14 protein-coding genes are annotated in these 11,368 nt (G+C 74.6%); 7 read left to right on the top strand and 7 right to left on the bottom strand.

The annotated features are described in order from the left end of the window. The first annotated feature begins 191 nt into the window (after positions 1 to 191). A complete protein-coding gene (locus ABEA77_RS04180; protein WP_345641291.1) occupies positions 192 to 1,211 on the top strand; it encodes a LacI family DNA-binding transcriptional regulator in 1,020 nt (339 codons plus the stop codon). Positions 1,212 to 1,438: 227 nt separating this feature from the next. Here ABEA77_RS04180 and ABEA77_RS04185 read toward each other — a convergent pair whose 3' ends face one another. Together ABEA77_RS04185 and ABEA77_RS04190 are read right to left on the bottom strand one after the other, a co-directional pair. After that, positions 1,439 to 2,233: an SDR family NAD(P)-dependent oxidoreductase gene (locus ABEA77_RS04185; protein WP_345641294.1), complete on the bottom strand. Its 795-nt coding sequence runs from the start codon at positions 2,231 to 2,233 to the stop codon at positions 1,439 to 1,441. 181 nt (positions 2,234 to 2,414) lie between these two features. Then, positions 2,415 to 2,807: a winged helix-turn-helix transcriptional regulator gene (locus tag ABEA77_RS04190; RefSeq protein WP_345641297.1), complete on the bottom strand. Its 393-nt coding sequence runs from the start codon at positions 2,805 to 2,807 to the stop codon at positions 2,415 to 2,417. Positions 2,808 to 2,998: 191 nt separating this feature from the next. On the opposite strand from ABEA77_RS04190, the gene ABEA77_RS04195 reads away from it, so the two are divergent. Beyond that, entirely contained in the window at positions 2,999 to 3,970 is a 972-nt protein-coding gene (locus ABEA77_RS04195) for an NADP-dependent oxidoreductase (RefSeq protein WP_345641299.1), read from the top strand. 12 nt (positions 3,971 to 3,982) lie between these two features. Here ABEA77_RS04195 and ABEA77_RS04200 read toward each other — a convergent pair whose 3' ends face one another. Together ABEA77_RS04200 and ABEA77_RS04205 are read right to left on the bottom strand one after the other, a co-directional pair. Further along, positions 3,983 to 4,822, bottom strand: a complete 840-nt coding sequence (locus tag ABEA77_RS04200) for a DUF6397 family protein (RefSeq protein ID WP_345641302.1) — start codon at positions 4,820 to 4,822, stop codon at positions 3,983 to 3,985. 163 nt (positions 4,823 to 4,985) lie between these two features. Next, positions 4,986 to 5,396, bottom strand: coding sequence for a roadblock/LC7 domain-containing protein (locus tag ABEA77_RS04205; protein ID WP_345641306.1), 411 nt, complete (start codon positions 5,394 to 5,396; stop codon positions 4,986 to 4,988). A 144-nt stretch (positions 5,397 to 5,540) separates the two neighbouring features. On the opposite strand from ABEA77_RS04205, the gene ABEA77_RS04210 reads away from it, so the two are divergent. Further along, the gene (locus ABEA77_RS04210; protein WP_345641309.1) at positions 5,541 to 5,969 is read left to right on the top strand and encodes a PPOX class F420-dependent oxidoreductase; all 429 of its coding nucleotides are present in this window, start codon (positions 5,541 to 5,543) and stop codon (positions 5,967 to 5,969) included. A 138-nt stretch (positions 5,970 to 6,107) separates the two neighbouring features. Here ABEA77_RS04210 and ABEA77_RS04215 read toward each other — a convergent pair whose 3' ends face one another. Then, a complete protein-coding gene (locus ABEA77_RS04215) occupies positions 6,108 to 6,428 on the bottom strand; it encodes an SDR family NAD(P)-dependent oxidoreductase (protein ID WP_345641312.1) in 321 nt (106 codons plus the stop codon). Between ABEA77_RS04215 and ABEA77_RS04220 the strand changes: the two genes are divergently transcribed. The 3 genes from ABEA77_RS04220 to ABEA77_RS04230 all read left to right on the top strand — a co-directional run bounded on the left by ABEA77_RS04220 (position 6,421) and on the right by ABEA77_RS04230 (position 8,558). Further along, the gene (locus ABEA77_RS04220; protein WP_345641315.1) at positions 6,421 to 6,804 is read left to right on the top strand and encodes a CGNR zinc finger domain-containing protein; all 384 of its coding nucleotides are present in this window, start codon (positions 6,421 to 6,423) and stop codon (positions 6,802 to 6,804) included. The two genes, ABEA77_RS04215 and ABEA77_RS04220, sit on opposite strands and share 8 nt — an antisense overlap. Positions 6,805 to 6,858: 54 nt before the next feature. Next, positions 6,859 to 7,515, top strand: coding sequence for a class I SAM-dependent methyltransferase (locus ABEA77_RS04225; protein WP_345641317.1), 657 nt, complete (start codon positions 6,859 to 6,861; stop codon positions 7,513 to 7,515). Positions 7,516 to 7,649: 134 nt separating this feature from the next. Continuing rightward, the gene (locus tag ABEA77_RS04230) at positions 7,650 to 8,558 is read left to right on the top strand and encodes a hypothetical protein (RefSeq protein WP_345641319.1); all 909 of its coding nucleotides are present in this window, start codon (positions 7,650 to 7,652) and stop codon (positions 8,556 to 8,558) included. Positions 8,559 to 8,671: 113 nt separating this feature from the next. Here ABEA77_RS04230 and ABEA77_RS04235 read toward each other — a convergent pair whose 3' ends face one another. Both ABEA77_RS04235 and ABEA77_RS04240 read right to left on the bottom strand, forming a co-directional pair. After that, positions 8,672 to 8,854 carry a hypothetical protein gene (locus ABEA77_RS04235; protein ID WP_345641322.1) on the bottom strand — a complete coding sequence of 61 codons (183 nt, stop codon included), beginning with the start codon at positions 8,852 to 8,854 and terminating at the stop codon, positions 8,672 to 8,674. A 62-nt stretch (positions 8,855 to 8,916) separates the two neighbouring features. Beyond that, positions 8,917 to 10,017 carry a fatty acid desaturase family protein gene (locus tag ABEA77_RS04240; protein WP_345641325.1) on the bottom strand — a complete coding sequence of 367 codons (1,101 nt, stop codon included), beginning with the start codon at positions 10,015 to 10,017 and terminating at the stop codon, positions 8,917 to 8,919. Positions 10,018 to 10,343: 326 nt separating this feature from the next. Here ABEA77_RS04240 and ABEA77_RS04245 point away from each other — a divergent pair, with 326 nt between their 5' ends. Next, positions 10,344 to 11,360, top strand: a complete 1,017-nt coding sequence (locus ABEA77_RS04245; protein WP_345641328.1) for an acetamidase/formamidase family protein — start codon at positions 10,344 to 10,346, stop codon at positions 11,358 to 11,360. The last annotated feature ends 8 nt before the right edge of the window (positions 11,361 to 11,368 follow it).

An 11,368-nucleotide genomic window follows, 5' to 3' on the forward strand; every position in this document is an offset into this window, starting at 1 on the left:
GGCCCGGGCGCCGGGTCCCGCCCGGGCGGCGGGGAGGAAGGCCGCCGCCGGACGGCCGCCCGGCGCGGCCGGTGCGCACCGTCCCTCCCTGCGTGTCGCGCATATGATGGTGGGCCCGGGTCCGGTGTCCGGACCCCGGTCCGCGGACGGCACGGGGTGGTGGCGGGACGGGGCGAGTGAGGGCGGACGGCGTGGCGCGGACGGTGGGCATCAAGGACGTGGCCCGGCTCGCCGGTGTCTCGGTCGGCACCGTGTCCAATGTGCTCAACCGGCCCGACAAGGTCGCGGAGAGCACCCGGGTGCGGGTGCGCGCCGTGATCGACGAGCTCGGCTTCGTGCGCAGCGAGACCGCGCGGCAGCTGCGGGTCGGTACGAGCAGGATCCTGGCGATACTGGTGCTCGACATGGCGAACCCGTTCTTCGTGGCCATGGCCAAGGGCGCCGAGCGCGCGGCCCGCGAGGCGGGGCTCGGGGTGATGCTCTGCAACAGCGCGGGCAGCGCGGCGGAGGAGGCGGAGTACCTCTCCCTCTTCGCCGAGCAGCGGGTCCGGGGCGTCCTCGTATCTCCCGCCGATCCGACGGGCCGCAACCTACGGGACTTCGCACGCCGCCGTATCCCCTACGTGCACGTGGACCGGGCGGTGCCACGGGCCGAGGGGTGCTCGGTCTCGGTGGACGACGTGGCGGGCGGGACCCTCGCGGTACGCCATCTGCTGGCGGCCGGCCACCGCTCGGTGACCTACATCAGTGGCCCGATGCAGCTCGCGCAGTGCCGCGACCGGCGCACGGGCGCGCTGCGGGCGCTGCGCGAGGCGGGGCTGCCGGACGACGCGCTGCGGCAGGTCGAGGCCCGGCGCCTCGACGTGGCTTCGGGGATCGACGCGGGGGCGCGGCTGCTCGGCCTGCCCGAGCGGCCGACCGCGGTGTTCTGCGCGAACGACCTGCTGGCGCTCGGCGTCCTCCAGGCCATGTACGGCGCTGGTGTCGACGTGCCGGGCGACGTCTCGATCGTCGGCTACGACGACATCGAGTTCGCCGCCGCGGCCGTCGTACCGCTGACCTCGGTGCGCCAGCCCGCGGAGCGGATGGGTCGTACGGCCGCCGGGATGCTGATGGAGGAGACGGGCGAGGGGGCCGAGGAGCACACCCACCGCGCGGTGGTCCTCCAGCCCGAACTGGTCGTCCGCAGCTCGACGCGCCGTCTGCGCTGAGGCGCACCGCCGGCCGCGCCGGGGCGCTCAGGCGACCGCGCCGAGGCGCTCCGCCGCCTGCTCCGAGGTGCTGGAAATTCTCGCGGAGGCGCCCGCCCGGGCGGACGGTCCCGGTCGGCGGGCAATCGGTCGGCGGGCAATCGGTCGGCCGGCAATCGGTCGGCCGGCAATCGGTCGGCCCGCCCGCCCGTGTCGGCGCGGGCCTCAGCGGGCCGCCGCCGTGGGGGTCACGGGACGATCGAGTCGATGTAGCCGCCGTCGACGCGGACCGCGGCGCCGGTGGTCGCGGAGGCGAGCGGCGAGCTGAGGTAGACGACCATGTTGGCGATCTCCTCGGGCTCGATCAGCCGCTGGAGCAGGGACTGCGGCCGGTGTTCGCGCATGAAGGCACGCTGCGCCTCCTCCCAGGGCAGGTCGGCGTCGACCAGCTGGTAGACGAACTCCTCGACCCCGCCGGTGTGCGTCGGCCCGGCCAGTACGGAGTTCACCGTGACGCCCGTGCCCGCGGCCGCCTTGGCGAACCCGCGCGCCACGGCGAGCAGCGAGGTCTTGGAGACGCCGTAGTGGATCATCTCGGCGGGGATGACCACGGCGGAGTCGCTGGCGATGTACTGCACCCGCCCGAACCCGCGCTCCGTCATGCCGGGCAGGTAGGCGCGGGTGAGCCGGATGCCGGAGAGCACATTGGTCTCGAAGTAGCGGCGCCACTCGTCGTCGCTGATCTCCAGGGCGGGCTGCACGCCGAAGATGCCGAGGTTGTTGCAGAGGATGTCGGTGCGCGGCAGCGCGCCCAGCACGGCGCGGGTGCCGTCCTCGGTCGCCACGTCGCCCGGCACCCCGACGAAGTCCCCGCCCGGCGTGCCGTCGCGCAGTTGGTCGAGCGCCTTGTCGACGGACTCCTCGGTGCGGCCGTTGACGGCCACCCGGGCACCCGCCCTGGCCAGGCCGGTGGCGATGGCGGCCCCGATGCCCCGGGTGGAGCCGGTCACGAGAGCGGTCTTTCCCGCGAGGTCGATACGCAAGTTCCGGTCCTTCCGACTGAGTTCGTCAGGCGTGTCCGTGCGGTCGTGCCCATTGTGGGGCCGAGGGCCCCGCTCCGCGGCCCCCGCCCCGGCCGGTGTGTCGTCCGGGCGGGCGTCCGCACGGTGGGGAGGCGCGGGGCGGAGGCCCGTCCGCCGTCCGCGCCCTCACCCTGTCCACACCTCACTCCGCTCCACACCCGGCGGACTCCGCGGCCGTGCCCCGGATGTCGTCGAGGTGGTCCTCGACCCAGGTACGCACGGCGCCGAGCGGCACCGCGACGCTTTCACCGAGCGCGGTGAGCGCGTACTCCACGTGGAGCGGCACCGCGGGATAGACCGTGCGGTCCACGAAGCCGAAGTCCTCCAGCCGCCGCAGCGTGTTCGTCAGCACCTTCGGGCTCACGCCCTGAAGCCTCTTCTGCAGGGCCCCGAAGCGCTGCGGCCCGTCCTCGAGCGCGCCGATGGCGAGCGCCGCCCACTTGTTGGCCAGCAGCGTCAGGACGTCCCGGCAGGGGCACAGGGCCGCGTAGACGTCGTGGTCCGCGTGGCTTCCCGTCGTACAGGCGACCGCCATGGTCTCGTCCTCTCGTGCGCCGGGCGCCTCGCACCGGCCGCTTACTTCCCCTCGGATAGTAGCCACCGTTGCGGGATACCAGTACCCCGAAGATAGCGTTGAAGCCGCGGTCCGGCGGGCGGACTCCTGGGTCCGTCCCGCCGGTCCGCCCGTCCGTTCCATCCGTTCGTGCCTTTCCGGGAGAAACCGTCATGAGCAGCGAAGAAACCATGCGCGCCGTCGTCCAGGACGCCCTCGGCGGCCCCGAGGTCCTCCACCCGGGCCGGGTGGCGAAGCCCAGCCCCCTGCCGACGGAGATCCAGGTCGAGGTGCACGCGGCCGGGGTGAACCCCGTCGACTGGAAGTCGCGGGCCGACGGCGGCGTCGCCGGACTGCTGGGCGAACCGCCGTTCGTCCTGGGCTGGGACGTCTCGGGCGTCGTCAGCGAGGTCGGCTTCGGCGTGCACACCTTGAAGGTCGGTGACGAGGTCTACGGCATGCCGTGGTTCCCCCGCCCGGCCGGCGCGTACGCCGAGTACGTGACGGCGCCCTCCCGGCACTTCGCCCTCAAGCCGCGGAGCATCGACCACGACCGGGCGGCCGCCGTGCCGCTGGCCGCGCTCACCGCCTGGCAGATCCTCGTCGACACGGCCCACGTCGAGAAGGGACAGCGCGTCCTCGTCCACGCGGCCGCCGGCGGCGTCGGGCACTTCGCCGTGCAGATCGCCAAGCACCTGGGCGCGTACGTCATCGGCACGGCGAGCGCCGCCAAGCACGACTGGCTCCGCGCACTCGGCGCCGACGAGGTGGTCGACTACACCTCGGTCCGCTTCGAGGACGCCGTCTCCGACGTGGACGCCGTGATCGACCTGGTCGGCGACGAGGTCGACGCTACGAGCACCCGGTCGCTCGCCACCCTGCGCAGGGGCGGCATCCTTGTGGCCGTGCCGTCCGGCGCGTCGCCCGACCTCGCCGAGCGGGCGGCGGCGCGCGGGGTGCGCGCGAACGCCTTCCTCGTCGAGCCGGACGGGCCCGCTCTGGCCCGGATCGCCGAGCTGATCGACCTGGGCGCGATCCGGGTCGAGGTCGCGGACGTGCTGCCGCTCGACAGCGCCGCCGAGGCCCACCGCCGGGGCGAGCAGGGCAGGACCCAGGGCAAGATCGTCCTGCACGTCAGGGACTGAACCGGCCTGCCTTCAGGTCCGGCTCCGCGCGCCGGGACCTGGAGGCAGGCCACGCGGCGCCGCGCACACCGGCGCCTCCCGCTCCAGCGCCCTCGCCAGTCCCAGGAGAGCCCGGGCGTGCGTCCCGTACCAGCGGATCTCCTCCGGGTCCCGGGCCGTGGTCACGCCCTCCTGCGCCTCGCGGGCCCGCTCCGTCCGCGGTCCTGCGGCGGCCATACGGGGGCGCAGGGCCAGCAGCCCGGCCCTCTCCGCCGCGTCCGGAAGCAGACGCTCCAACTCCTCCTCCGGGAGTGCGGCCGAGGCCGCTGCCGCGCGCTCCCAGGCTCCCGTCGCCTGCCGCAGCAGGCCGGCGGTCCTGCGCGCCCGCCAGCCGGGCGCGCGGCGGTCCCCGCTCTCCGTGCCCAGGCGCAGCGGGAGGGGAAGCCGGCCGCGGAGCAGGAGCGGCTCCGCGGCCGCGAACGCGAGCAGTTCCTGCACGAGATACAGCCACACGACCGCCCGGTAGCGGTTCAGACAGAAGCGGACCGGCACCAGGGCGCCCGCCCGCGCCAGCCGCAGGAACCGGCCGGGGCTGATGTCCATCAGCTCGGCACCCCGCGCCGCGTCCACCGTCCGCACCCGCTCGCGCAGGGCGTCGGGGAAGCCCTCCTCCGCCCGCAGCCTGCCGATCTCGCTCCGCGCGACCCGTGGGGCGCCGAGCAGTCCCCGGGCCGCCGCCCGTACGTGACCGAGGTCCACGGCGAGCCCGAACTCACCGCGCGTCAAGCCCAGTTGCCGAGCGGCGCGGTCCGCACCGAGCGGTCCGTCACCGTCGGCGCCGCCGTCCAGCGCACGCGGTCTGCGCTCCGACATATCCGTACTCCCCCGTGACAGGCCGCCCGCTGCGGCCACCGCGACTACGCCCGGTGGTCACCGTAGCCGGATTCCGCGACTCTCCGCGACGCCTGTGGACAACTCCCTGTGGACAACGCGCCGGGGGTGCCGCGGGAGCACGGGTGAGGGAGCCGGCCGAGCGTCAGCCGCCGTCGAGGGAGGTACCGCGCTCACGTGCGGAGACACCGAGGTGTTCGCCGACCTGGTTCACCAGCAGTGTCATCTCGTACGCGATCTGGCCGACGTCCGCCTCCGCCGTACTCAGTACGCACAGGCAACTGCCGTCGCCCGCCGCGGTGACGAACAGCAGCGCCTCGTCGAACTCGACCATGGTCTGCCGCGCCTCGCCAACCCCGAAGTGGCGCCCGGAGCCGCGCGCCAGGCTCTGCAGGCCGGAGGAGACCGCGGCCAGATGCTCGGCGTCCTCCCGCAGAAGGCCCGAGCTCGCCCCCGTCACCAGGCCGTCGTTGGACAGCACCAGCGCGTGCCGTATGTGGTCGACCCGCTCCGTCAGATCGTCGAGCAGCCAGTCGAGTCCCTTGTCCGCCGCCATTCCCGCCCCTTCGTGTCCCGCCGCTCGGAGTGTGCCGCCGACCGTGCTCGTAAGCGTGGCGCACCGCCCACCCCTGGGCAAGGAGTGCCCCGCGTCCGGGGCGTCGCACCCCGCGGGAGGGCGCGGCGGCCGATGATGGCGGGCATGAGCGATCGAATGAACGAGGACGAGTGGCGGGCCTTCCTCTCCGAGGGCACGCGCACCGGGAAGCTGGCGACGGTGGGGGCGGACGGTGCGCCGCACGTGGCGCCCATCTGGTTCCTGGTGGACGGAGACGACCTGGTGTTCAACACGGGGAAGGAGACCGTGAAGGGCCGCAATCTGCTGCGCGAGGGACGGGCGGCGCTCTGCGTGGACGACGAGCGCCCGCCCTTCGCCTTCGTGCTGGTGCGGGGCCCTGTGACGGTCAGTGAGGACCCGGACGAGCTGCTGTCCGTCGCGACCGGGGTCGCCGGGCGGTACATGGGGGCGGAACAGGCCAGGGCGTTCGGTGAGCGCAACGCGGTGCCGGGCGAACTCGTCGTGCGGCTGCGCCTCGACAAGGTCACGGCGTACGCCGCGGTGGCCGACTGAACGGCCGGGGGCGGGCGCCGTGGCGCCCGCCCCCGCACGGCCTCCGCCCCCGCACGGCCTCCGCCCCCGCACGGCCTCCGGCCGCGCCCGACCCAACACGGCCTCCACCTCCCGCACGGCCTTCGGCCGGGGCGCGCGTCAGCGGCCGAGTGTCAGCGCCTCCACGGGGCCCGAGAGGGCGGCCTTGCCCCTCCTGCTGACGTCGTCGACCAGGACCTCTTTCTCCCCGTTCTCCAAGGCCTCCATCACGGCGGACGCCACCGCCGCAGGGGCGATCTTGGGCACGTCGAGAGCCTTGGCCATGTCCGTGTCGGCGTAGCCGAGGTGCACGCCAAGCACCTGGGTGCCCGCGGGCGCCAGCTCCAGCCTCAGCGAGTTCGTCAGGGACCAGAAGGCGGCCTTGGACGCGCTGTAGGCGCCGTGGCCGGGAAGCCACGACAACACCAAGTGGATGTCCACGAGGCGCGCTGCTGCCCGCGGGCGCGGGGCCGCGCCCTCCCACTCCGGGCATCCCCTCCACGTCCGTGCAGCTCGCCCCCGCACCGGACGGCGAGGTGGCGGTCGTACCGGTGGGCAGCGGCGCCGCGTGGGTCGAGTCCGCGGTCTGGGCCGAGGTCATGCGCGCACAGTTCGAGGGGTGTGGCCGCGGCTCAAGCTCTGCAGGAACGAGGCGGGCGGCTCCGCCTTCTACGACGCGTCCCGGAACAACAGCGGCGTCCGGCGCTCCGTGCGCACCTGCGGGAACGCGGCCGACCTGCGGGCCTCGCGGGCCCGCAGACGTGGACAGCGGCCGCGGGGTGGGGACGCGCACGCCCCGGAGCCGCAGGGGGACTGAACTGAACCCCCACCGCCGAGGCAGCCCAGCGCGGGCCGGGAGCATCATGGGCGCATGACACGCGATCTCGCGCAGGTACGGCAGTTCTTCGGCGAGCGGGCGGCCGGCTGGGAGGCGAAGTTCCCTGACGACGGCCCGGCGTACGCGGCCGCGGTGGACGCGCTCGGCCTGCGCCCGGGCGACCGGGTCCTCGACGCGGGGTGCGGCACGGGCCGGGCCCTGCCGCCGCTGCGCGCGGCCGTGGGCCCCGGCGGTACCGTGCTCGGCGCGGACATCACGCCCGAGATGCTGGCGCAGGCGGCGCGGCTCGGCAGGCGGTCGAGCGGCACGCTGCTCCTCGCCGACGTGGCGGCGCTCCCGCTGTGCGCGGGGGCGCTCGACGCGGTCTTCGCGGCGGGCCTCGTCGCGCATCTGCCCGAGCCGGTGCGCAACCTGCGGGAACTCGCCCGCGTGGTGCGGCCCGGTGGCGTGCTCGCCCTCTTCCACCCGGTGGGCCGCGCGGCGCTCGCGGCCCGGCAGGGACGCCGGCTCACGCCGGACGACCTGCGGGCCGAGCCCCGGCTCCGGCCGCTGCTCGCGCGCTCCGGGTGGCGCCTCACCTCGTACACGGACGAGGACGACCGGTTCCTCGCGCTCGCGGCGCGCGGGGTGGACGGAGCCGCGGCGTACGGCCGGGACCCGGGTGGCGCGGAGGCACAGCGACAGCCCTGAAGACAGTCCGGGGCAGCCCCGGAGACGCACCGGGGGAGCCCCGGAACCGTCACGGCACCTGCACCGCAGGCCCCTCGACGTCCGGGTTACCGACTGGTTAAGGTCTCCGGCAGCCGACAGGACGGGAGTTGCAGGTGGCCACCACGGAGAAGTCAGCCGACGAGGACGCGCTGTACGTCCTGACGGCGGCGCTGCTGACGCCCGCCCAGTTCCCCTCGGTGCTCGGCGACGACTTCCCCCAGGCGTGCGCGGCCCTGGGACTGCCCTGTGACGAGCGCGGGTACGGGCTGGTGCTCGGCCAGGACGGCGCGGGGGCGCGGTGGACGGTGGTCGTGGACGACGCGTCGGTGGTCGCCGTGGCGATCGCCGCGTGGGACTGCGGCATGGAGCACGACCTCTCGCCCCGGGAGGAGACCGTGATCGCGGCCCTGCCGGGCTGGCCGCTGGCCCTGACGGTCTCGGCCCCCGGCCTGCCCGAGCCGCACGACCCGGCGGGGCCCGCCGAGCCGCTCTCGCCCCCGGACACCGGCAGCTGGGGCCCCGCGCAGCGCCGGCTGGGCGCCGACGAGATCGCGGCGCAGTGGCCGGCCTGGCGCGCGGCGTTCGACTCCGCGGAGCCGGTCACGGGATCCGGGTCCGCACCTCAGGCCGAGGGAGAGACCGGCGCGCGCGACCCCGAGTCGCACCCTGGAGTAGAGGTCGAGGGTTCTGGCGGGGAGCCGTCGGGCGCACAGGCGCGGGACGACGGCGCGGGCGCCGCTCCCCCCGCGGTCAGCCATCCCGCCGTGCGGCGGGTCCTCAGGAGCCTGCACGGCTATGTGGAGCAGCCGCCGCCCGTGGGCAGGGTGCGCTCAAGCTTCGCCCCCGAAGGGGCGCGCACGCTGCGCGCCGATGGGCCCGGCTGGTCGTTCGTCGCGCGCACCGACGACATGGCCTTCGTCCTCCTCGACGACGAGCCGGGGACCGTGCTGCCCGTGGGGCGCGGCGCCGCGCTGCCGGGCCTGCTCAGCGCGCTCGACGCCGGCGCCGTACGCCCCGTGTGACAGATCCGCGCGAGCGGCAGGCCCGTAGGCGCGCGTCACCGCCCGCCGTGGACAGACGGGCGGTGCCGTGCGCCGGGCCGGCGGCCCGGACGGTCCTGGGAGGGCGCGAGAGGTCAGCGGCCGAGTTCGCGCCTGCTGATCCTCCGCAGCCGCTTGCGCTGCGACGAGTCCAGCGCCAGGTACGCCACGGCGGGCACCCCCACCATGACGATCAGCGCGATCCAGAAGCTGGTCATGATCCACAGAACGAGGCCGACGGCCACTCCCCCGACAGCGATCTTTGCCCTTCTCGACATCTACGACGCCTCCTCTGCGGCTGTCGCCGCTCACTGCCTGGTACAACGCGTGGACACGCGCATCAGTTCCCCTGTGCGTCCGCCCTCAGCGGTTCGCCGACCTCGTGCAGGTGCGCGAGCGCCTGCCGGTAGGAGTCGACGAGACCCGTCTCCGTGTACGGGATGCCGAGCGAGCCGCAGTACGCGCGCACCAGCGGCTGGGCGAGGCGCAGGTGCGGGCGCGGCATGCTCGGGAAGAGATGGTGCTCGATCTGGTAGTTCAGCCCGCCGAGGAACCAGTCGGTCAGGACGCCGCCGCGGATGTTCCGCGAGGTCAGGACCTGCTTGCGCAGGTGGCCGAGTGTCTCGTAGACCTCGGGCTCCGGCATCTGCATGCCCTTGTGGTTGGGCGCGAAGGACATCCCGAGGTGCAGCCCGAGCAGCATCTGGTGGATCAGCAGGAACACCAGCGCCTGCGGCGGCGACAGCGTCGTGACCAGCAGGGAGACATACGCGGCGACGTGGACGAGCAGCAGCGTGGCCTCCCGTGTCCTGCGCGCGGGCGGCACGGGGCCGCCGCGGGAGAAGACGGCGCGGAATCCGTGGATCTTGAGGGCGACGCCCTCCAGCGTCGTCAGCGGGAAGAACAGCCATGCCTGGTGCCGGGTGAGCCGGCCGGCGAAGCCGGTGCGGCCCGCCGCGTGGTCCTTGGTGAAGACGATCACGTCGGGGGCGACGTCCGGGTCCTTGCCGACGTGGTTGGGGTTGGCGTGGTGCTTGTTGTGCTTGTCGTTCCACCACTCCTGGCTCATGCCGAGCAGCAGGTTCGCGTGCACCAGCTGGACCAGCCGGCCCGTGGACCTGTTCGCGGTGATCTGGGAGTGTCCGGCGTCGTGCCCGATGAACGCCATGCGCGCGGTGACGACGGCGAACGGCGGCGCGAGCAGCAGCGCCCACCAGGTGGGGCCGAGCGCGACGAGCCCGTAGACGATGGCGCCGAGCGCCATCAGGCCCGTGGTGACGGTGCGCGTGTACCAGCCGGCCCTGCGCTCGAGCAGCCCCTGCTCCCTGACCTGCCGCAGCAGCGGCGCGAACTCGCTGCCGGTAGTCGTGCGGGGCGCCGCGGCGGACGCGGGCGCCCGCCCGGGCGGGGCCTCAGCGGCGGAGGCGACGGCTTGGGACATGAGAGGACTCCGGTCTGTGGGCGGGCGGACTCCTCCGCACCGCACGGACGGCGGGCGCGACGCCCACGCTGACCTCAGAGAACTTAGGTTTCGGGGGCGCTGGGCGGCCATGGCGGCACCACCAGGACCCGCGGCGGCCGGCCCCCGGGGCGGGGTGGGGCCGGCCGCATCCCGCCCCGGGGGCCGGCCGCATCCGGTGACCGCCTGACCGGCGGGTCCGGGGCGCGCGCCCCGGCCGGGCGCCTTCCGCACGGGCGGGCGGTGCTCGTACGGTGGGCCGGCGCCGCGCCCGCGGCGCGCCACCCCGAGACGGGAGCAGCACGCCCATGAGCGACCCGCGGATCCTGACCGTACGGCCCGAGCAGGGGGACTACGCCTGGACGTTCGGCGGCAGCGCGCCGGTGGCACGGATCACGCCTGGCACCGTCCTCGACCTGTTCACCGAGGACTGCTTCGCGGGCCGGGTGCGGTCGGTGGACCACCTGGTCTCCGAGGTGTGCGAGTTCCCCTTCCTCAATCCGCAGACTGGCCCCTTCCACATCGAGGGGGCGGAGCCCGGCGACACCGTGGCGGTGCACTTCGTGTCGATCGAGCCGGCGCGCGACTGGGCCGTGTCGACGACGGTGCCGCTGTTCGGGGCGCTGACGTCGACGCCCACGACGGCGACGCTCCAGTCGCCGCTGCCCGAGGTGGTGTGGATGTGGCAGCTGGACCGGGAGCGCGGGACCTGCCGGTTCGACGCGCGGGACAGCGCGTTCGCGGTCGACCTGCCGATGGACCCGATGCACGGCACCGTCGGCGTCGCGCCCGCCCACCTGGAGGTGCGCTCCGCGCTGGTGCCCGACGCCCACGGCGGCAACATGGACACGCCGGAGATGCGGGCCGGGGTGACCTGCTACCTGGGGGTGAACGTCGAGGGCGCGCTGCTCAGCCTCGGCGACGGGCACGCGCGGCAGGGCGAGGGCGAGACGTGCGGGGTCGCGGTGGAGTGCGCGATGAACACGGTCGTCGTGGTGGAGCTGCTCAAGGGCGTCGCCACGCCGTGGCCGCGCATCGAGTCGGACACGCACATCATGTCGACGGGGTCGGCGAAGCCGCTCGAGGACGCGTTCCGGGTCTCGCAGCTCGACCTCGTGCGGTGGCTGGCCCGGGACTACGGGCTGTCCGAGCTGGACGCGTACCAGCTGGTCTCGCAGGCCGGGGAGGCGCCCGTCGCCAACGTCTGCGACACCAACTACACGTGCGTGGCGAAGATCCGCAAGGAGTGGCTGCCCGCGGGCGAGCCGCACCGCGGTGTCCACCGCCACCTGCGGGAGACGGCAGCGCTGCTCCCCGGGCACTGAGGCGCCCG

Source organism: Streptomyces tremellae, assembly GCF_039540215.1.
GTDB lineage: Bacteria > Actinomycetota > Actinomycetes > Streptomycetales > Streptomycetaceae > Streptomyces > Streptomyces tremellae.